We start from the raw sequence: 20930 nt of genomic DNA on the forward strand, positions 1-20930 counted from the left end.
CATCAGTTTCATTGAATTCCATTATTTTAGCCAAAATTTCAAAAAAGTAATGTAATGAGTGGGAAAATAATTAGCGGAATTCAGCAAATTGGAATTGGGGTATCCGATGTTCAGGCGGCCTTCAAATGGTACAGGCAAAACTTCGGAATGAGTGTTCCCGTCTTTGAAGAGGCCGCAGAGGCTGCTCTAATGCTTCCTTATACGGGTGGAGAGCCTAGAAGCAGGCATGCTATATTAGCCATTAATATGCAAGGTGGTGGCGGTTTTGAAATTTGGCAATACACTTCCAGAAAGCCAGAAGCTCCAAAATTTCAACCTCTATTGGGAGATTTAGGTATCAATATCGCTAAAATGAAAAGTAAGGATGTTGCTACTACTTATGAACTTTTTAACAGGCGAGGTCTAAACGTATTAGGAGAGTTACAAAATGACCCTTATGGAAAACCCACATTTTTTGTAAAAGATCCCTGGGATAATATATTTCAGATTGTAACATCTAATTCGTGGTTCCAACAACGCAAAACTGACCTACCAGGAGGCCCTAATGGTGCCATTATTGGAGTTACTGACATAGAGAAAGCCAAAACCCTTTACTCTGAAATACTTGGTTACGACACTATCATTTATGATGAAGAAGGCGTTTTTGATGATCTAGTTGCAATTCCTGGTGGTGATAAGAAAGTTAGGCGTGTGCTTCTTCGCCACAGTAAACCTAGAGAAGGAGCCTTTAGCCCACTTTTAGGTGCATCTGAAATCGAATTGGTAGTAGCAATAAATCGTAAGCCGAAAAAAATATTTGAGAATAGATTCTGGGGTGATTTAGGTTATATCCACCTTTGCTATGATATAAATGGTATGGAAGCCCTCAAAGCGGAATGTGAAGCAAAAGGTTTTCCCTTCACTGTAGATTCAGCCAATAGTTTTGACATGGGAGAAGCTGCAGGACATTTTACCTACGTAGAAGATCCGGATGGTGCTCTAATTGAATTTGTGGAAACCCATAAAGTGCCGATTATGAAAAAAATTGGTTGGTACTTAAATTTGCAAAAAAGAGATCCGAAGAAGCCTTTGCCAAGGTTTATGTTGAAAGCGATGGGCTTAAGCGAAGTTAAGGATTAGTTATTAGTTGGAAGGCAAAAGTTCGAAATTGGCAAGATAATGTCAGTACTGAAGGTCGGACATTCTGCGAAGGAAGATGGAAGCTGGGACTCTTTTAAAGAAATTGTCCTCCAGCCCACATTCTTCGAGCAAGCTATATTTGGCTAGCAAAATTTCAAGCATTTATCAAGAGCACCTTATTTGATCAACTGAAAGTTGGGTTAGCGATCTTGGAAATTTTTCGAATAAATATTTAATTATTGAGTAGAGACCTGTCAGGTTTTGAGAACCTGACAGGTCTTTTAACAAAGTAATCAGTTTATTACCTTGTTAATTTTTTATATTTGATCCTTTTAGGAATAGCATCATCTCCTAGTCTTTTCTTACGGTTTTCTTCATAATCAGAGAAGTTTCCTTCAAACCAATATACTTGAGAATCACCTTCGAAAGCAAGAATATGCGTGCAAATTCTATCTAGAAACCATCTGTCGTGGCTAATAATTACCGCACAGCCTGCAAAATTCTCCAAACCTTCTTCTAAAGCTCGAAGTGTATTTACATCCAAATCGTTGGTCGGCTCATCTAATAAAAGCAAATTGGCTTCCTGCTTGATAGACATAGCCAAATGAACTCTATTTCGCTCACCACCAGATAAAACACCAACCTTCTTTTCCTGATCAGCTCCAGCGAAATTGAATTTACTGACATATGCCCTGGAATTGATTTTACTATTTCCTAGCTGAATCCATTCATTGCCTCCAGAAATATTCTCCCAGACTGATTTATTTGGATCCAAATTATCATGCGCTTGATCTACATAGGAAAGTTGTACCGTTTCTCCAACCTCAAAATTTCCAGCATCCGGTTCTTCCTGACCCGTAATTAATTTGAATAAGGTAGTTTTACCAGCTCCGTTTGGCCCAATGATCCCAACTATTCCCCCTTGTGGTAATGAAAAGTTTAAATTTTCATACAATAACTTATCACCATAGGCTTTGGAAACCCCGTTGGCCTCAATCACTTTGCTGCCTAAACGTGGACCAGGTGGAATAAATAGCTCTAATTTTTGTTCTTTTTCTTTGCCCTCTTCGCCTAACATTTTCTCATAAGAACTTAAACGAGCTTTAGATTTGGCTTGTCTGGCCTTAGGTGCCATTCGTGACCATTCCAATTCCCTTTGCAGAGTTTTTTGACGTTTAGATTCAGTTTTCTCTTCTTGTGCTAGCCTCTTCTGTTTTTGGTCTAACCAACTCGAATAATTGCCTTTCCAAGGGATTCCTTCTCCCCTGTCCAACTCTAAAATCCAACCCGCCACATTATCTAAGAAATAACGATCGTGCGTTACGGCAATTACAGTTCCTTTATATTGCTGTAAATGATGCTCAAGCCAGTGAACCGACTCGGCATCCAAATGGTTGGTAGGCTCATCAAGTAGCAATACATCTGGTTCTTGAAGAAGCAATCTACATAATGCTATTCTCCTCTTTTCACCACCTGAAAGATTTTTGACTGGTGAATCTGCCGGTGGAGTCCTAAGTGCATCCATAGCCTGCTCCAATCTGCTATCTAACTCCCAGGCATTAGCATGATCCAACTTTTCTTGAACTTTGGCTTGTTGTTCAATTAGGTCATTCATTTTATCAGGATTGTCCAGCACTTCAGGATCAGCAAATTTTTCATTAATCTCCTCAAATTCCTTTAGAAGATTTACAGTTTCTGCTACCCCTTCTTCTACAACTTCCTTCACTGTTTTGTTGGGATCCAATTCTGGTTCCTGTTCTAACATGCCCACTGAGTATTCTTTGGAAGCCACGACTTCTCCTTGATAATCATTGTCAATTCCGGCAATTATTTTCAACAAAGAAGATTTACCCGAACCATTAAGTCCTAAAACACCAATTTTAGCACCATAATAAAAGGAAAGGTATATATCTTTTAATACTGTCTTTTTGGGAGGATAAATCTTGGATACCCCCGCCATTGAAAAAATTATTTTTTCGTCACTCATATCTGTTTTTTTGCTAAAATTTTTCTTTTATCTTCAATAGAAATTCAAATTACGTGATATCATCAGTAATAACATAAGAGCCTTATGGCTTTATTGCAAATTAAATTTAATTTTGCATCAAATTTTACAAAAACCAAATTATAACATTTTGACTGATTTACAGCAAGAATTGGCTTTCATTGAAGGCGGCAAAGTGATTTTAAAGGAACAAGAAGGATTTCCGCAGAGAGAAATTGGAGAAGTAAAGGACGATGAGACAACGGCACTGCAGTTTTTTCAAGACCGATTTGAACATCTTAAAGAAAAAGTAGACAAAGTTCAGCTTCAGATTGAAACCGAGGATAACAAAGGATCCTTTCTTATGAAAGTGCTTAATTTAAAAGAGTCTCTTTCAAATTATGATGGAATAGGTGACTTTACTGCACTAAAGGATCGTCTTGAAATGTTGGAAAAAATGCTGGAAGACTACATCAGTCAAAATAGAAGACGTAATCTGGAAGTAAAATCTACCTTAATCGAAGAAGCTAAAAGCTACGCTAGTAATCCTGATTGGAGAGAAGCTACTGAAAAACTTAAGGAGCTGCGTCAAAGGTGGATTAGAGTAGGTGCCGTTGAAGAGGACAAAAAAGAGGAGATAGAAAATTCATTTCAAGCCATTTATGATGGGTTTTATGAAAAGAAAAAAGCTTTTCATGAGGCTAAAAAAGAAATGATGGCAACAAGGGAAAAGCAATATGAAGCCTTAATTGCCAAAGCTAAAAAACTGCAAGAAAGTAAAGGAGATGATTTAGCTCAAAAAAGCAATGCCCTGATTGAGGAATGGAAAGAATTAGAAAATATTCCCAAAGAAAAATATGCTACTCTTCTAAAAGAATTTAAAAAATATACTCAAACAGGAAAGAATGCTGGTACGAAAAAGCCCCATGGGCCCAATGGCAAAGCCGGCAATGATGAAACAAAGCTTTCCTTAATTCAAGAGTTAAAAGAAGCTAAAAAATTAGATTCCTCTGCCGCAGTAGAAAGAGCCAAAAGCATTCAACAAAAATGGAAGGACTCGGGCAAGACATTCAATAAGGATTTGAATGAAGAATATTTCACCTTAAATGATTACATCTTTGAGAAAAGCTTTATTGACAACTTATTTGAAAGAAAAGCCAAAAAAGGACTAGAGGGCAAAGAGGCCGTAAAATTAAAAATGAGTTTGTTGAGAGATCTGATTTCAAGAGATCAAAGGGAGCTTAATGTGTTTGAAGAAAATCTAGATAAGTTTAATTTAGGCACTCAGCAGTTGGATAAAATGGTAGGCTTTAAACATGAAAAACAAAAAAGAAAGCTTGCCGTAAAGCAACAAATCATGGAAGAACTGCGTGATTTGAACAAAAATTTAAAATAATTTGAACTTTGCGTATAATATTTTAGTATGCAAGTAAAGTCAAATGCAATTAAAGCTTTGATTTATAAATTTTTATCATACTTTTGCGCATCAAAAAAATACGGTAGAATATGTATTGGACATTAGAATTAGCTTCATACTTAGAAGATGCTCCGTGGCCAGCCACGAAAGACGAATTAATCGATTTTGGAATTCGTTCTGGAGCGCCATTGGAGGTAGTAGAAAATTTACAAGAATTAGAAGATGATGGTCAACCTTATGAAAATATTGAAGAAATTTGGCCTGATTATCCATCAAAAGAAGACTTCTTCTTTAATGAAGATGAATATTAGCAAGGTAAGCTCATAAGCTTATCTTGCTTTTAATAAAGCTTCTGCAATTATTAAATCCTCAGGAGTAGTTATTTTAATATTTTGATAATCTCCATCTATTAAGGTGATTTCATGTCCACTAGCTTCCACAACAGAGGCATCATCGGTGAAAGAGGGATTAAATGTGACTTTATAGGCGGCCTTCAAGAGCTTTGCATCAAAAGTCTGCGGAGTTTGTACCATCCTCAATGAACTCCTGTCAATGTTTTTATTTTTACCGTTAGCATTAACTTGACGCACTGAATCTTTCATTAATACAGCGGCAACCACTGCTTTCTTATCCTTTGCCAATTCAAATGATTGATTCAACGTATTTGTAGAAACAAAAGGTCTCACACCATCATGAACTGCTACCAGGCCATCTTGTACATGCTCTAGAGCATTTTTAACAGAATGAAATCTTGTTTCCCCACCTTCTACGACTTTATGCTCTATATAATTCTGATGCCAAATATTCAATTCATCCCAAAACTGTATTTCCTCTTGAGGGAGCGTAATAATGAGTTCAATTTCTGGGTCAGCTGAATAAAAAGCTTGTAAAGTATGAATCAAAATTGGGGTACCGCCTAACTTAAGAAACTGCTTAGGCAGACTTTCCCCCATTCTTTTTCCTGTTCCCCCTGCTACTATGATTGCATACTTCTTCATTTCAATCTAGATATATAAATGTTTAGAAATAAAAAAGGGATGAATAACATCCCTAAGTTAACTGGTATATGTAATCTTTTTATTCTTTCACAATAAACTCAACCCTTCTGTTTATTTCTCTACCCATCACCTCATCGTCATTGCTCACAATTGGTCTTTCTTCTCCATAACCTACTGCATTTAACCTTCTCCTATCTATACCTTTTCCTGTTAGATATTCAACTACCTTATTGGCTCTTAATTGAGATAATTTCTTATTGACAGCATCCGAGCCGATATTATCAGTATGCCCAGCTATCTCCACATTTACACCAGAGTTCGCTTCCATAAAGCTGACCATTTTATTCAGTTCCTCATAAGACGCAGAAGTAAAAGTCGCTTTTCCGAATTCAAAGAATATATTTCTCAGCGTCTTGGATGTACCAACTTCCGGCTTACTTAAACTTAAGGTTTGTCTGATGGTTTGCTCTTCACCACTTGAGGCAGGAATTGTAATTCTTTTATTAGCGAAAATATAACCCGGCATTTCAGCTGACAGCATAAACTCTGTAGCTTGCTCTCTTATCACAACATAGGTGGAAACACCATTTTCTTTGCTATCAGTAGGTACATTTATATTATCTACCTGCCCTTTTAATTTAACAGTAGCATCTATCACTTTTTTAGTTTTAGCATCCACGACCCTCACTAACAATTTAACTGGAGCACCCGTATCACTTTTCTCATCCTCTTTAGATTCTACCACGTTAACATTCTCCAGCTCTCTCTTTGATTCATCTTCTCCTTCATCCACATTAGCCTCTTTACTCGCTATTTTCTTATTTGTGTTATCTTCACTTCCTCCAATCGTTACTTTATATATATCATTGTAGCCCATTCCTTCTTCACGAACTGTAGCATAATAGCCAGTTTTACCATCTTTAGTCATGACAAAATAAATATCATCATCAGGTGAGTTAAGAGGGTATCCCATATTTTCAGGAATGCTCCATTCATTACTTGCACTGTCATACTCTGACTTGAAAATATCGAATCCACCCATTCCATTGTGTGCAGTAGAACTAAAATACAAAGTCTTCCCATCAAACTGAATAAACGGTCCATCTTCATCCCCTTCCGTATTGATTACCTTTCCTAAATTCTTTGAAGCTCCCCATTCCCCTTTCCTGTTTTTTGTAGAGAAGTAAATATCAAATCCCCCAAATCCTCCAGGACGATTACTAGCAAAGAATAAAGTATTCCCATCTGCCGATTGAGAAACAGATTTCTCATTATATCCACTTGAATTAATATTATCGCTTAAAGAAACAGGTTCAGACCAGGTATCCTCAGACAGATTATTGGTAAAATATATGTCTCCATTGCCTTCATCACTATAAATATAAAGTGTTTTACCATCAGGTGAAAAACCCAAGTTTGAGTCATGGTATTTTGTATTGACTACTGGCCCTATGTTTTCAGCAGCTTGCCATTTACCACCTGATTTCTTAGAAATAAATATATCCTCATAGAAGAAGTTATCCTCGAAAACATTTTCGTTTAAGTTTCCTTCATTTGGACCTCTTCTTGAAGTGAAAATCATCACTGTCTCATCGGCATTAACCACAGGGGCATAGTCCCATAATTCAGAATTAATTGCAGTGCCAACATTAGTAATTGAATAATTAACAGGATCCTCCATCAAATTCTTTCCCGTAATACACTCTTCTATTCTTCTTTCAACAAATGACATTGGGGTTTTATCTGATCCACTGTAGCCTGTGTTGCTTTCAAGCTTCTGCTTATATTTTCGGTAATACTCAATCGCATTATCAAACTCGTAACCGTACTGATATGCTTGACCAATTTTGTATAGCATATCAAACTTATAATCTGAGTCTAGTTGATATGCACGCAACAAATATTGCGTTGCCTTTGCTTTATCTGTAATTTGCAAGTAAGTTACTCCAGCTTGGTAATTTGCCACAATACTATTAGGATCTGTTTCAGCTGCTAGTTTATACATTTCTACAGCTTGATTTAAAGCTTTTGTTTCCTTTAAAATCTCAACAGCTGTTTCCAAATAAGTTTGAGCTAATTCTTCAGGACTAGGTTGTTGCGCTCTAACTTGGCTTACAAGCAAAATAGAAATTAAAATGACAGCAAAGAATCTAAATTTATATATCATCGTATTCTTTAATTCGGTAAATTATAGCGAGTTAGGTCGCTTCACTAAAATAATCACTTAAATTAAGCTACTTTTTATGTTATATCAAAAAAAGTTGGCTAAACTTCCTGTTTTTATTCAATATTTTTGCGAGATGGAAGGATAAATATAAAAATGTTATCCCGACTTTATCAAATTTAAACACTTTTTATAGAAAATATTCAAGCCCTTAATAATGAATAAGGCATGATTAAGGCCTTAAAAAGGCACTAAATTATCATAAATCTAATAATTCTTTACCAAAGTTCGGCCCGATGCAATAGAAAGCCTTTATATTTGCAAAATGAAGCGGATCAAAAATGCGGAATTTATTATAAGTAATACGGATTACAGAAAAAGCCCTGAAACCGGCCTACCTGAGTATGCATTTATTGGTCGTTCAAATGTAGGCAAGTCATCTTTGATCAATATGCTTACAGATAGAAAAAGCTTGGCAAAAACTTCGGCTAAACCTGGTAAAACGCAACTAATCAACCATTTTTTAATGGATGATAAATGGTATTTAGTGGATTTACCTGGATATGGTTATGCTAAAGTGAGCAAAAAAACCAATGAAAATTGGGGTAAAATGATCAGCGATTATCTGATCAACAGAGAAAATCTTGTTTGTATTTTTGTTTTGATCGATTCGCGTCTTCCTCCCCAAAAAGCAGATGTAGAATTTTTGGATTTCATCGGAAAAAATGGACTACCCTTATCACTCATATTTACCAAAGCAGACAAGCAATCCTTCAATAAAACCCAGCAAAACATATCAGTATTCAAGAAGAAAATGCTAGGCTCTTGGGAAGATTTCCCTCCATATTTTGTGAGCTCTGCTCAAAAACAAACAGGAAAAGAAGAGATTTTAGGAATTATCGATCAAATGAACCAGGCCTGGGAAGAGCAGAAAGCAAACTAAGCGCTCTAATCCACAACAAGCTTGAAGTAGCTACCAATTAATTTAGGATTTAAGGGCTTTATTTTTAAATTTCAAAAAAAATAAATTATGTCCAGTACCATCCAATCAAAACTCCCAAATGTGGGGACTACAATTTTCACCGTCATGTCTCAAATGGCAATGGAGCACAGTGCCATTAATTTGTCTCAAGGATTCCCCGATTTTCCCGTATCAGAAAAATTAATTGATTTAGTTTACCAAAACATGCAAATTGGGCATAATCAATACGCCCCGATGCCAGGACTTCCTCAACTACGTGAAGCCATTGCAAATAAAATTAAAAACACTGGTGGGATTTCTGTTAATCAAGATTCTGAAATCACGGTTACAGCCGGAGCAACTGAAGCCATATTTTCCAGCGTACTCGCAACAGTAAATCAAGGTGATGAGGTGGTCGTCTTAGAACCAGCATACGATTGCTACATTCCAGCTATAGAAGTAGCTGGTGGGAAAGCCGTTCCAGTTGGGCTAAAATTACCTGACTTTTCTCCTGATTGGCAAAAGGTGAAAGACAGTATCACTGATAAAACCCGTATGATTATGATGAACTTTCCTCATAATCCTTCGGGAGCTATTTTAACTGAAAATGATATCTCAGCCCTAAAAGAAATCTTAGAGGAAAACCCTCGACTGCTGGTTTTAAGCGATGAGGTCTATGAACATATCATATTTGATGGCAAGACAAATTTAGGGGTACTAAAAGATGAATTTTTGGCCAGTAGAAGTATAGCTGTTTCTTCTTTTGGAAAGACTTTTCATGCAACTGGCTGGAAAATAGGCTACATGGTGGCCCCAGAAGCAATTATGAAAGAAATTAGAAAAGTACATCAATACAATGTCTTCTCCGTTCATACCCCAAGTCAGTACGCAATGGCTGAATTTTTACAGGATGAGCAAAACTATCTGGGTGTGAGCTCCATGTATGAAAAGAAACGAGAATTCTTTCAAAAAGCGATGCAAGACTCTAAATTCAAGGTGATTCCTTCCTACGGAACCTATTTCCAGGTTTTAGATTTTAGTGAAGTATCCGATATGGGAGACATGGAATTTGCTCAATATCTCATTAAAGAGAAGGGAGTGGCCTCTATTCCTGTGTCTGCCTTTTATTCTGATAAACAAGACCATCATTTACTTCGATTTTGTTTTGCCAAAGGCGAGGAAACATTACAAAAAGCATCAGAAATATTATGCAAGATTTAAAAATAACGCTTATTCAAACGCCTTTGCACTGGCAAGATAAACAAGCTAATATCTCCATGTTGGAAGAAAAAATTTGGGAGATTGAGGAAGAAACGGACTTGATCGTTTTGCCGGAAATGTTCAATACAGGCTTTAGTATGGAAGCGGAAAAGATGGCTGAACCTATGAACTTGCACACATTTAAATGGATGAAGCAGATGGCCGCCCAAAAAAAGGCAGTGGTGACAGGCTCTTATATCGTAAATGATAATGGAAACTTCTATAATCGTCTTCTTTGGATGCAAGCTAATGGTGAGTATCAAATTTATGATAAAAGACATTTGTTTCGCATGGCCAATGAAGATGAACACTACTCAGCAGGACAAAAAGAATTAGTAGTAGAATTAAAAGGATGGAAGATCAAGCCGTTGGTTTGCTATGATTTAAGATTTCCTGTTTGGTGCAGGAATAAATCCAATGAGCAAAATGAACTGGAATACGATTTGATTCTTTTTGTTGCCAATTGGCCTGCTGTTCGTGTAAACGCTTGGGACACTTTACTGCAAGCCCGCGCTATAGAAAATGTGAGCTATAGTTTGGGACTTAATAGAATTGGTAACGATGGAAATGGAATCCCACATAATGGGCACTCTGCTCTTTACGGGCCGAAAGGAAACGCTTTATATTTCGCTGATGATAGAGAGGAGATTAAAACAGTAAGTTTATCAGCAAAAGAATTAATTGAGTTTAGAGAGAAGTTCCCCGCCCAATTGGATGCTGATGGGTTTGAAATTAATAATTAATACTTGGATGATTCGTAATTTAATACAAAACCACTTTTCTACTCACTCGCTCTCCATTCTCAAAAACAGCACTTACAATATAAATACCGCCTTCTAAGTCTGAAACGTCAATAGCTTGATTGGAAAAAGCTTGGTAGGATTGTGCTGTTAATACCTTTTGACCGTTTAAAGTGGCAATGGAAATTGAAATATTTTGATTGGTTCTAATAAACAGTTTTCCGCTTTGATTAGGATTGGGATATAGCTGAAAAACCAATTCCTCTCCACTTTGAACAGGAAATTCCTCAGTATTTCTAAAAATCCTGATTCCTCCTGATACTGTACCTAAAACTAATGCAGGATAATCATCATTGAAAAGCGGAGCAAAAACCAAATTATTTCTCTTCCCAAAATATGTGTCTTCAAAACTCTGCTCAAGAGAATTATAGATACTTAAAGAATCAAATGCTCCATCATTAGTTGCTAAATCAGAAAACACCCTAATATTTCCACTTAAATCGGATGTCACTAAGTCCGCTTGACTATCACTATCAACATCTGCCACATGAACTCGCAGTGCGGAACGAAAGAAATCATCTCCTATACCTAAAAATCCATCATCTTTCATTTGAAATTGCGGATTTCTCCCCTCTCCCGTATTTTCATACAATATTAATCCTCCAGAAGATTTTCCTACCAGCAAATCAGGATGATCGTCACCCACTATATTGGCAAAATGCACAGAAAAACCGAATCCAATAAATACATCGTTCACAGAAATAGTAGAATTTAAATCCATACCGGATGCTTCTTGAAAAATGATGCGTAATTGATTATTGTTTTGAAGAGTTGCTTGCAATATCAAATCCTTTCTGCCATCTAAATCCACGTCTGTCCATTGAATAAACATATTAGCTAAACCTTCTTGAGACAAACCGAGATAATCATCTTTAATCAATTCAAAAACAGGATTTTGTGAAGTTCCAGTATTTTCATATAATGCAATAGCACTGAATAATTCCTTATTCGCACTTAAATCAGTATATGACAAAAACAAATCTAAATCGCCATCCTGATCATAATCGTAGAGTGCAGGGCTAGCCTGAGCTCCCCAGTCAATCATATCTTCTTGTAAAAATTCTTTTGTAAGCAATTCATATTCACTTCCTGATTTTTGATAGAGCCAATTTGAAGAAGAAAAATCTACTGGGCTTCCCAAATTTGCTTCAATATTCGGACTAATGATTAATTCTTCCTGAACACCGTCCAGAAGATCCATGACCATGGTATTCGGATAGAAGTTGAACTGCGCAGGATCATCTTGATTTGGAAAATCAGCTGTAAAACTATCAAAATTCGGTTCTTGATTAGCTGAAGCCTCGTTATTGAAGTAATAAAGTTCACGACACTCTTCATGACTAGAAACTAATTCTAGCTTTCCATCTTCCTTAAAATCAAAAACTACAAGGCTCTTCCCCCCTGCATGCCTAGCATTGCTCATCATCCTACCGAAAATATCCTCACAGTTTTCTCCATTGAATGCAAAAACACCGCAATCACAATCCTCCACGCTGCCCCAATAATTATCAACCAATTCAAATGGACCTAAGTCAGGGTTTCCACCATTATCAGCGCTTTTATTTTCATAAAAAATAATTCGGCTTTGAATGCCTGAAAAATTAAAGTTTAAAATGTCTATATCTCCATCCTTATCAATATCGCCTATATATGGATAATCATTAAAATTCACTTGAAGATTAACCTCATTTCCCGAAAGGCTTTCATAACTAATAAAATCAACAACTCTTTCCCATTGCAAAGAATTTCCGGAGCTCACATTTCGATAGGCCGTAATCCCTAAATTTCCAGCCGTGAAAAGGTCGTTTTTTCCATCTCCATCGTAATCATTCAAGATAAAGAAGTTTTGAATTTCAGATGGAAAAAACTTCTCATATTGCGGAGCATATTCATATTCGTTTCCACTTTTGAGAAAGCAGACAATTCTTCCAGAACTCCTGTCAAATCCAACGACATCAATAACATTATCATTATTTAAATCAATTTTCCCGTATTGTACACCATTAAGACCACCAGCCCACGGGAAAGTCTTTACAGTTTCATTAGGATGGCCTATAGGAATATCCTGATAGGGTACAAATCGATACTGAGCATAACCCATATATGATAAAAAGAAAAGAAAAATAAACAGCCAATTACGCATCTCACAAATTTAACGTACTTTATATTTTTTCTATTATAAAACAATTAGAAGCTTTTACAATTTTATAGATTTGTGTAAACCTATTGAATGATGACTCAAATAGAAAAGCTATACGAAATATTCTTAAAAAGCACTGGCATTTGCACAGACACCCGTGAGCTAGAGGAAGGAAATCTTTTCTTTGCCTTGAAAGGACCCAATTTCAATGGAAATAAGTTCGCCCAAAAAGCACTTGATGAAGGCGCTTTAGCCGTAGTGGTAGATGAAAATGAATTCCACACTGCTGATGAGAATAATATTTTGGTGGACGATACTTTAAAAACATTACAGCTTGTGGCAACTCATCACCGTGAGCAACTGACCATTCCTATTATTGGCATTACGGGCTCAAACGGAAAAACGACATCCAAAGAATTGATTCTTGCGGTTTTAGAAAAAAAATTTAAGGTTTTTGCAACTGAAGGGAATTTAAACAATCACATCGGAGTGCCATTAAGCTTGCTAGCAGTAAACAAAACACATGAAATAGCTATTATTGAAATGGGGGCTAATCACGTAGGTGAAATTGCTTCCTATTGTAAAATGGCCCAACCGACTCACGGTTTAATTACAAATATTGGGAAAGCACATATAGGAGAATTCGGAGGTTTTGAAAACATCATAATCGGGAAAAGTGAACTATTTGATTTCCTTAAAAAAAATGATGGGGTGCCATTTATCAATACCCAAGATGCTGTATTGAAGAATATGAAAAAACGCTTTTCTAATGCGTTTACTTTTCCAAATGAAGGTGATGATCTAGAACTACGTCCTGAAAAAGGCACTGCATTTTTAAGATACTCTACAGAAGGATTTAGCCATATTGATACTCATTTAGTGGGTCAATTCAATTATCTTAATGTTGCTGCGGCATTATGCGTGGGGAAATATTTCGAAGTTTCTATGGAAAAAGCCATTGAGGCTACCCAAGGGTACATGCCTGAAAATATGCGTTCACAGATGATAAAAACAAATAATTACACCATTCTCTTGGATGCTTATAATGCTAATCCTGATTCTATGGAATTATCCATCAAAAGCTTGAGCGCTATAGAAAATACAGAATCAGTGGTTATTTTGGGAGATATGTTTGAATTAGGTGAATCTTCCGAATTAGAGCATGAAAAACTAGGTGAATTGACTGTTGATTTAGGCATTAGTAAAAGATATTATTGCGGAAAGCTTATAAAATCAGCGTCCAAGCTAGATACTTTTGGAAAGTATTTTGAAACCAAAGATGAGTTGATTGAGCATTTAAAGAACAAACCCTTAAAAAAAGGAAGTACAATTCTCATTAAAGGATCAAGAAAAAATGCTTTAGAGGAAATTGTCCCATTCCTAGTGAAGTTTGATGGGAAGTAGGGTAATGAAACGGGGTTTCAATACCAATGGATACCTGTCTCCCGACTAAAGTGCAGGACAGGTTACGCAGGTATGACGCACTGGACAAGGCGATGAGCAAGTAAATACTAGAATAAAGCACGAAATTAGATTAAAACGCCACCCCTGTGAAGAAAGGGGTCTATAAAATTTAATCTTTGATTAAAATTCTGTAACCGCTAAAAACCTACTCCAATTTCACCTTCCACATTTTTCCATCTCTGCCGGCCATCAGGGCCGTTCGACTATCAATAAAAGTAGCCGTCCAAATATCTTCTTCACTTAAAATTTGCCACTTCTCTTGATCTCCTAACCAGATTTCAGCTCCATTTGGACCACACAGCAATACGTATTCATTATCTAAATAATTAGTGACCGCCATACCGTAGAACGAACCTAGTGTTTGATGTGAAGGAAGAGCCTTCCAGTTCCCTCCATTATCATCCGAAAAATAAACATTCTCCAAAACGCTATCGGAAATTCCTAAATCACCACCTGTAATCCATAATTTACCTTTCGATTTCTTGATAGCCGTTAAGCCTGCAAACTCACCAGTGGTCATGGGCGTATTTTTCACCTCCCAGCTTCTACCATAATCAGCTGTATAAAAAACTCTAGCACTTCCGTTTGCGCCCGTGGCAATCCAAGCTTTCCCCTCTTCACCCATTAAGATATTACTGCCGCTCGAAGCAAATCCCCCTTCACCTTCATTAGCGAGTGGTGCTGTAGGAATTCTGTTCCAGCTCCTGCCGAAATCAGTGGTTTTGAGAATATATGCCAATGAATCAATCGCATCACCATATACCAATCCTTGTCCATTTTCCCAAAATTGAACCGCATCAATGAAACCCAACTCATGATTCATCTGAAAAACCCTTCCCCATCCTGATTCTTCATGGAAATAAAATACTTGGCTTAACTTGCCCTCGCCAGCGCTCAACACAATAGCTTCTTTATCACTAATCGGATGAACATCTCTAAACTGTAAGCTGTCCACCGCAGGATAAGTAAATATCTCCCAATCTGCTCCAGCATTAGTACTTTTCATGAGAGTGGAATAGGTTCCACTTGCCCACACAATCGAGTCATTAAAAGACTGCAAACCAATAATCAAAGCATCGGTTTTCGGATCTACTGTTGCAACTTTAGGAATGACTGCTTTCTTCCCGCATGACACCACTAAAAACAATCCAAGGATCAACACACTATTGTTGAAAAATTTTCTACCAATCAAAGTATTCCTCTTCATTTAATTCTGCTTCTTTTTTATCTTTATCGGGGAGTTTTTCTCCCTTAATAATTTTCTTTAAGGTTTGACCTTCTTCTCTTATTCTCTCTGCTACTGACTGTAAAGAGCGCTTTTTATCCCAACTTACCTCAAAATCGTCAGTTGTGCCAATTATCTTCAAATATAGGTTCGAATACTCTCCACTGTCTTCAATGGCACCAAAAGCTGCATCACTATCTTCTTTTTTATAATTCTTTAAAGGTACTAATAATCTATAATTAATTTCCTGATTAAAAGTATGGGTACCTTGCAGGAGAATATTAGACACATTGGATTGAATAGACATTTCAGGCAAGTAAATCACCTTGTTTCTAATTTGGATCGTGTTACTCAATTCACCAAAGTTCAAATGAGTCAGCTCGTCTTCCTTAACATAATCCGACAAGCTCAACATAGGTTCGAAATCATTTAATTCCCCATTTTCTATTTTGGCATCTATAGTAGCGGTAAAAGCATCAGATTGGAAATTCAATCCCTCATCCAATAATATAAAAGCATCCACATCAGCATCTATTTTTCCCTTTAGGTGTTGGTCTGTAAGGAAATCCTGCTGAAAATTTTCAAAAGTGTAAAAAATGCTATCAATATTTAATCCTTTGAAAGTTGCTTGTGTATTTATCCGTATTTCCCTTTCTTTTTTAGCATTTACACTTCCTCTTAAGGTCATTTTCCCACCCCCACTTTCTAAACCCAATTGAGGTGCTTCCAAAATTTGATTAGCCAATTTAATCTTACCCGAAATATTTCTGGCTTGAAAGCGCTTAAACTCCAATTTTGAGATATGAGATGTCAAATCCAATTTTAACTTTGGACTTAAAGCAAATTTGAATGATTCTTCCTGCTTCTCAATGGTATTTTCTGCATTTGATAAACCTGAAAGCAATTCATTTAGGTTGATATTTTCACTTACAGTCTCAGCCTCAATCAATAAGGACTGATTATCTTTCAGCAAATAGGGAATAATATTCAGAAAAAAACCACTCAATTCCATATCAGAGTCTCCAATACTACCTTGCAAATGGTTGATAGCCACATCATTTCTATTAAACATCAATTGGCCATTGACACCTTTGATTGGTAAAGGATAATCAGCATAAACTCCTGCCAGATTTGTCAAGATTATTTCTCCAGAATTATTGATACGAGAAGCAGTAGAAGCTTGCTTGAAGTCATCTAAATAGCCAGCCAAACTAATATCGAAATCAATCAATCCCTCCAATTTTGAATATTTTTCATGATTGGGAAAGAAAGTGAATAAATCTTGAGTGGAAATTTGACCTTCAGTAGCTAAGCTAATAAGGTAATTTTCAAAATCTTTTATGCTTAAATCAGCTGTGAAGGCTTTGTTTTTCAAACTTCCTTTTACATCATTTAAAACCAATTGAGAAGTTCTTAAACTTTGGCTGGATCCATTACTGAAATTCCCCTGAAAGCTTAAATTTTCAAATCTAGTATTGTATTCTGGTTGAAATAGAGACGCATTTTCCACTCCAAAATTGAAAACAATTTTAGGACTTTCTTTAGCAGTTAATTTACCGATTAAAGTACCCTCAAATTTAGCCTTTCCTGTACTTTCATATTCCGCCAGTTGCTTTCGATAATTTTCGGGCAACAGAGAAATTAAGGTCGTGAAATCAGATTCAACCCCCTGAACTTGAATGTCCATATAGCTATCCAGAATCTCATAATCTCCTGCAATTTGAAATTCATTTCCAGCCAATAATAGTTGAGAAGGCATAATCTCTACCGTTTCGGCACCTTGTCTATAGTTCAGTTCAGTCTTAATATTCAAGTTTTTATTCTCGAAATAACTATATTCCCCAATTTTGATGGCTTTAGAATTGAGCTTTCCCGATGCATTGATATGATATGCATCTCCTTTCTTAATTAAACTAGCTTTTAGCTCCTCTGCATATTGCAAATAGGATTGTTCAAGGGCTTCATCTACATAATTAACCTGCACCGATTGAATCTGTATGTTTTTCAGATTGAAATTGACATCTTGACCTGAGCTGCTCTCAGTAGTTTTAATAATGTCATAATTTCTTTCTCCAGCACGGGTGGTTCTTATTGTGACCTCCCCTCTTTTTAAGATGATCTTTTCAAAAGAATAGTCTCCTTTTAAGAAATCCAATGTATTAAAGGATAAAGCTAGTTCCTCCAGCTTAGCTAAGGGCAAGCTACTCCTTTCTATGGATTCTTCTATAAAAACATCTTGAAAGCGCAATGAGATATTAGGAAAATCAGTCCACCAATTGATATCGATTTTTCCCACTTCCACCGGAGTCTGGACTGATTTATTGATTTCGGATAAGATTTTATCGATTAATTGGTCTTGATTATAATACAAATAAGCAGAGCCCCCAGCAAAGAGCAGAATAAAAAATAGAAAAAGGTAAAGAATAAACTTTCTGATACGCTTCAAAGTATTGCTTTTGTTTGTTGAACGAAAATTGTGAATAAGCGGTATAAATCCAAATTAAATTTTTTAAACATATAACCATTTGATTTTCAGAAATATAAATCTCCTATTGAAAAAAAGTTGAATTATTTTACAAAATCAATTTGTAAATATAAAAAGCCGTACTACATTTGCATTCCCAAAACACAACAAAAGGTTGTGAATTATTACAAAAGAAATAAAATTTAATGGGGATATAGCTCAGTTGGTTTAGAGCATCCCGACTCACAAAGTCGGGAGGGTCGCAGGTTCGAATCCGAACTATCAACTGATTTTTGATATAAATGGGGATATAGCTCAGTTGGTTTAGAGCACCTGCCTTACAAGCAGGGGGTCGTAGGTTCGAATCCTACTATCCCCACCACTAAGAAGCCTTTCGATTGATTTCGGGAGGCTTTTTTACATTTATAGCATTTATAAACTCATCCGTTATGTGCAATTTCTACATCATCTTCTCCCCATCCCTAGATAAATATTACTACGGCCACACCTGTGATGAACTTACCGAAAAAATTAGAAAATAGAACTCTAATCACAAAGGATTTACTGGAAAAACAGATGATTGGAAATTGGTCTATAATGAAGAATACTCTTCTAAAACCAAAGCTCAGAATCGAGAACTTCAAGTCAAAAACTGGAAAAATAGAAAAAGAGTGGAGACTTTAATCAAGAAGTAAATTGCATACTTAGCCCAACAAAAACCCCTTAAACCCATCATAATCAACCTCCATTTTCACACTTTTCTTCTCTTTCTGTATTAACTCTTTAGCTCCTGCAGGATAGATATCTTCACTTACTATTTTGCTGACCACATGCATAAATTTGCAAGGGTGCGCTGTTTCTAATACAATACTTTTTCCTTTTGATGCCTTCAAATATTCTTTTAAAGCCAAATATCCCACTGCTCCATGAGGATCTAATAAATAGTCATGTTCTCGATAAACAGTTTTCATCGCTTTCAGTGTTACTTCATCTGAAAAAGCAAAACCCTTGATCTCTTCTCTTATTTCCTCCTCGGGGAATAAATCAATCATCCGCTGAAAATTACTGGGGTTCCCTACGTCCATTGCATTGGAAATCGTTTGAACTGTAGGTCTAGGGTCGTAATACCCATCTCGTAAAAACCGTGGGACTACATCATTACTATTGGCTCCTGCCACAAATTGCCTGACAGGCAAACCCATTTTCTGCGCAATCAGACCAGCAGTAAGGTTCCCGTAGTTCCCACTAGGGACAGCAAAATTCAAAGGTGCATTTCCGAATTCTATAAATGGAACAAAATAATAGACCATTTGAGGTAGAAAGCGGCCCACATTGATGGAATTGGCAGAACTGATATTGAGTTTTCTCCTTAAATCACTATCCAAAAAAGCTTGCTTCACTAATTGCTGGCAATCATCAAAATCCCCTTCCACTTCTAATGCTTTCACATTTTTATCGAATGTGGTTAGTTGCTTTTCCTGCAAATCGCTCACCTTTCCAGAAGGGTATAAAATCACCACTTCAATATTTTTCACTTTAGAAAAAGCAGAAGCCACTGCGCCTCCTGTATCACCAGAGGTTGCCACCAAAATAGTGCACTTCTCTTCTGCTACTTTGTAAAACTCCTCTAAGCACAAAGCTAAAAAAGTGGCACCTACATCTTTAAAAGCATAACTTGGCCCATGAAATAATTCAAGCGCATAGTTATTCTCCTCAATTTTTTTCACCGGAAAATCAAAGGAAAAGGTCTTATGGATGATATTTTTCAATTGATCATCTTTCAAATCCTCCCTCACAAATGGTTTTAAAACATCAAAAGCGATTTCAAGAATGTTTTTTTCCTGAATATTATCGAAATAATCTTTCGATAATTGGGGGATAAACTCAGGCATGTATAGACCATTATCAGCTGGTAAACCTTCCATTAAAGCTTCCCGGAAGCTTTTCCGCAAGGTTTTATTTTTAGTGCTATAATATTTCATTCTGATACGACTTTAAATGTTCCTCTTGGATTTATTTTGGATAAATAGATTTTGGAATCAATTTCCAAATCCGCATAAAATTGCTTCCAAGCATCCCCAATTTCTTTAGCTTGATGCTCATTTTCACAAAAAGCAAAAATAGAGGGGCCTGAACCGGATATACTGCAACCTAAGGCACCAGCCTCAATCGCCAGCGATTTGGCTTGCGCAAATCCTGGGATAAGGTAGGAGCGAATTGGTTCGGCTATTAAATCATGCATTCCGGACTTTATCCAGTCGTAATTAGAAGTTGTCATACCAGCAATCAAAGCGGCAATATTCCCCATTTGAGTAATTACATCCGGCAGCGCCATCTCCTTTTTCAAAATTTTCTTAGAATCAGCCGTTTTTACTTCAATCTGCGGATGAGCCACTACTATTTGTAAATCTTTTGGAAAAGGGATACTTAATATTTCCAGTGGGTTGTAACTTTTGATGATACAAAAGCCACCCATTAAAGCTGCTGCAACATTATCTGCATGGGCTTTACCGGAAGTTGCTTTCTCTCCTATCATGGCAAACGCTACCAGTTCCAAAGTAGAAAAAGGGTTGTCCATTAATTCATTAACGGCAAATGCAGTAGCAGCAGCTGTACAGCCACTGGAGCCCAATCCGCTCCCCTGCTTCACTTCCTTTTCAATTCTAATACTCAAACCAAGTTTTACTTCTAATTGATTGAGCATAGCTTTCGCCACTATGCCCGCAATATTCTCTTCAGGGCTTAAAGGTAAATCGGGATAATTGGGAATTGGATGAATTATAATTTCATCAGAATCCAGCAGCTCCATTTCTAGATATTCTCCCACACCTTCCAATGCTAATCCTATGATATCATAACCAGGACCAACATTGGCGATAGTAGCAGGAGCAAATACTTTTATTTTTTTCATCTTGTTCGACATTTTGGTTTATT

Annotated in this window: 15 protein-coding genes, 2 tRNA genes and 1 pseudogene; 10 read left to right on the top strand and 8 right to left on the bottom strand. The window is 36.6% G+C overall.

Annotated elements, in window-relative coordinates:
* Nucleotides 1–54 precede the first annotated feature (54 nt).
* Nucleotides 55–1119, top strand: a complete 1065-nt coding sequence (locus Q3Y49_RS02605) for a VOC family protein (protein WP_303270682.1) — start codon at nucleotides 55–57, stop codon at nucleotides 1117–1119.
* Between the two features lie 301 nt (nucleotides 1120–1420).
* Here the strand turns inward: Q3Y49_RS02605 and ettA are convergent, their stop codons facing one another.
* Nucleotides 1421–3106, bottom strand: coding sequence for an energy-dependent translational throttle protein EttA (gene ettA / locus Q3Y49_RS02610; protein WP_303270683.1), 1686 nt, complete (start codon nucleotides 3104–3106; stop codon nucleotides 1421–1423).
* A gap of 148 nt (nucleotides 3107–3254) precedes the next feature.
* Here ettA and Q3Y49_RS02615 point away from each other — a divergent pair, with 148 nt between their 5' ends.
* The gene (locus tag Q3Y49_RS02615; protein ID WP_303270684.1) at nucleotides 3255–4499 is read left to right on the top strand and encodes a DUF349 domain-containing protein; all 1245 of its coding nucleotides are present in this window, start codon (nucleotides 3255–3257) and stop codon (nucleotides 4497–4499) included.
* Between the two features lie 110 nt (nucleotides 4500–4609).
* Nucleotides 4610–4831, top strand: a complete 222-nt coding sequence (locus Q3Y49_RS02620) for a DUF2795 domain-containing protein (protein WP_013454973.1) — start codon at nucleotides 4610–4612, stop codon at nucleotides 4829–4831.
* A gap of 18 nt (nucleotides 4832–4849) precedes the next feature.
* On the opposite strand, the gene Q3Y49_RS02625 is transcribed toward Q3Y49_RS02620, so the two are convergent.
* A complete protein-coding gene (locus tag Q3Y49_RS02625) occupies nucleotides 4850–5518 on the bottom strand; it encodes a 2-C-methyl-D-erythritol 4-phosphate cytidylyltransferase (protein ID WP_303270685.1) in 669 nt (222 codons plus the stop codon).
* Nucleotides 5519–5597: 79 nt separating this feature from the next.
* Nucleotides 5598–7685 (bottom strand): OmpA family protein, encoded by a 2088-nt coding sequence (locus tag Q3Y49_RS02630; RefSeq protein WP_303270686.1) that lies wholly within the window; start codon nucleotides 7683–7685, stop codon nucleotides 5598–5600.
* Between the two features lie 322 nt (nucleotides 7686–8007).
* Here Q3Y49_RS02630 and yihA point away from each other — a divergent pair, with 322 nt between their 5' ends.
* The 3 genes from yihA to Q3Y49_RS02645 all read left to right on the top strand — a co-directional run bounded on the left by yihA (nucleotide 8008) and on the right by Q3Y49_RS02645 (nucleotide 10646).
* Nucleotides 8008–8625, top strand: coding sequence for a ribosome biogenesis GTP-binding protein YihA/YsxC (gene yihA, locus Q3Y49_RS02635; protein ID WP_303270687.1), 618 nt, complete (start codon nucleotides 8008–8010; stop codon nucleotides 8623–8625).
* Between the two features lie 87 nt (nucleotides 8626–8712).
* The gene (locus Q3Y49_RS02640) at nucleotides 8713–9864 is read left to right on the top strand and encodes a methionine aminotransferase (protein WP_303270688.1); all 1152 of its coding nucleotides are present in this window, start codon (nucleotides 8713–8715) and stop codon (nucleotides 9862–9864) included.
* Entirely contained in the window at nucleotides 9852–10646 is a 795-nt protein-coding gene (locus Q3Y49_RS02645) for an amidohydrolase (RefSeq protein ID WP_303270689.1), read from the top strand. Before Q3Y49_RS02640 ends, Q3Y49_RS02645 begins: the two co-directional genes overlap by 13 nt.
* A gap of 19 nt (nucleotides 10647–10665) precedes the next feature.
* On the opposite strand, the gene Q3Y49_RS02650 is transcribed toward Q3Y49_RS02645, so the two are convergent.
* Entirely contained in the window at nucleotides 10666–12846 is a 2181-nt protein-coding gene (locus Q3Y49_RS02650; protein WP_303270690.1) for a T9SS type A sorting domain-containing protein, read from the bottom strand.
* An 87-nt stretch (nucleotides 12847–12933) separates the two neighbouring features.
* On the opposite strand from Q3Y49_RS02650, the gene Q3Y49_RS02655 reads away from it, so the two are divergent.
* On the top strand, nucleotides 12934–14247 hold the full coding sequence (locus Q3Y49_RS02655; RefSeq protein ID WP_367892469.1) for a UDP-N-acetylmuramoyl-tripeptide--D-alanyl-D-alanine ligase: 1314 nt from the start codon (nucleotides 12934–12936) through the stop codon (nucleotides 14245–14247).
* 205 nt (nucleotides 14248–14452) lie between these two features.
* Here the strand turns inward: Q3Y49_RS02655 and Q3Y49_RS02660 are convergent, their stop codons facing one another.
* Together Q3Y49_RS02660 and Q3Y49_RS02665 are read right to left on the bottom strand one after the other, a co-directional pair.
* Nucleotides 14453–15514 carry a WD40/YVTN/BNR-like repeat-containing protein gene (locus tag Q3Y49_RS02660; protein ID WP_303270691.1) on the bottom strand — a complete coding sequence of 354 codons (1062 nt, stop codon included), beginning with the start codon at nucleotides 15512–15514 and terminating at the stop codon, nucleotides 14453–14455.
* Nucleotides 15489–17978, bottom strand: a complete 2490-nt coding sequence (locus Q3Y49_RS02665; RefSeq protein ID WP_303270692.1) for an AsmA-like C-terminal region-containing protein — start codon at nucleotides 17976–17978, stop codon at nucleotides 15489–15491. Before Q3Y49_RS02665 ends, Q3Y49_RS02660 begins: the two co-directional genes overlap by 26 nt.
* 229 nt (nucleotides 17979–18207) lie before the next feature.
* On the opposite strand from Q3Y49_RS02665, the gene Q3Y49_RS02670 reads away from it, so the two are divergent.
* The 3 genes and pseudogenes from Q3Y49_RS02670 to Q3Y49_RS18705 all read left to right on the top strand — a co-directional run.
* Nucleotides 18208–18281, top strand: a tRNA-OTHER gene (locus Q3Y49_RS02670).
* A gap of 19 nt (nucleotides 18282–18300) precedes the next feature.
* Nucleotides 18301–18378, top strand: a tRNA-Val gene (locus tag Q3Y49_RS02675).
* A 181-nt stretch (nucleotides 18379–18559) separates the two neighbouring features.
* A pseudogene (locus Q3Y49_RS18705) lies at nucleotides 18560–18691 on the top strand (GIY-YIG nuclease family protein); the annotation flags it as partial.
* A gap of 9 nt (nucleotides 18692–18700) precedes the next feature.
* Here Q3Y49_RS18705 and thrC read toward each other — a convergent pair.
* Complete coding sequence (gene thrC, locus Q3Y49_RS02685) at nucleotides 18701–19978, bottom strand: threonine synthase (protein WP_303270693.1); 1278 nt, start codon at nucleotides 19976–19978, stop codon at nucleotides 18701–18703.
* Entirely contained in the window at nucleotides 19975–20907 is a 933-nt protein-coding gene (locus Q3Y49_RS02690; RefSeq protein WP_303270694.1) for a homoserine kinase, read from the bottom strand. The genes thrC and Q3Y49_RS02690 overlap by 4 nt, the downstream gene beginning before the upstream one ends.
* Nucleotides 20908–20930: the final 23 nt, after the last annotated feature.

It is taken from the genome of Marivirga harenae, assembly GCF_030534335.1.
Classification (GTDB): domain Bacteria; phylum Bacteroidota; class Bacteroidia; order Cytophagales; family Cyclobacteriaceae; genus Marivirga; species Marivirga harenae.

Excerpts from the sequence above, each read along its gene's own strand:
- Q3Y49_RS02650 (WP_303270690.1), bottom strand. The coding sequence starts at position 12,846 with ATGCGTAATTGGCTGTTTATTTTTCTTTTCTTTTTATCATATATGGGT.
- Q3Y49_RS02625 (WP_303270685.1), bottom strand. The coding sequence starts at position 5,518 with ATGAAGAAGTATGCAATCATAGTAGCAGGGGGAACAGGAAAAAGAATG.
- Q3Y49_RS02630 (WP_303270686.1), bottom strand. The coding sequence starts at position 7,685 with ATGATATATAAATTTAGATTCTTTGCTGTCATTTTAATTTCTATTTTG.
- Q3Y49_RS02655 (WP_367892469.1), top strand. The coding sequence starts at position 12,934 with ATGATGACTCAAATAGAAAAGCTATACGAAATATTCTTAAAAAGCACT.
- Q3Y49_RS02605 (WP_303270682.1), top strand. The coding sequence starts at position 55 with ATGAGTGGGAAAATAATTAGCGGAATTCAGCAAATTGGAATTGGGGTA.
- ettA (WP_303270683.1), bottom strand. The coding sequence starts at position 3,106 with ATGAGTGACGAAAAAATAATTTTTTCAATGGCGGGGGTATCCAAGATT.
- Q3Y49_RS02620 (WP_013454973.1), top strand. The coding sequence starts at position 4,610 with ATGTATTGGACATTAGAATTAGCTTCATACTTAGAAGATGCTCCGTGG.
- Q3Y49_RS02690 (WP_303270694.1), bottom strand. The coding sequence starts at position 20,907 with ATGAAAAAAATAAAAGTATTTGCTCCTGCTACTATCGCCAATGTTGGT.
- yihA (WP_303270687.1), top strand. The coding sequence starts at position 8,008 with ATGAAGCGGATCAAAAATGCGGAATTTATTATAAGTAATACGGATTAC.
- Q3Y49_RS02645 (WP_303270689.1), top strand. The coding sequence starts at position 9,852 with ATGCAAGATTTAAAAATAACGCTTATTCAAACGCCTTTGCACTGGCAA.
- thrC (WP_303270693.1), bottom strand. The coding sequence starts at position 19,978 with ATGAAATATTATAGCACTAAAAATAAAACCTTGCGGAAAAGCTTCCGG.
- Q3Y49_RS02640 (WP_303270688.1), top strand. The coding sequence starts at position 8,713 with ATGTCCAGTACCATCCAATCAAAACTCCCAAATGTGGGGACTACAATT.
- Q3Y49_RS02660 (WP_303270691.1), bottom strand. The coding sequence starts at position 15,514 with ATGAAGAGGAATACTTTGATTGGTAGAAAATTTTTCAACAATAGTGTG.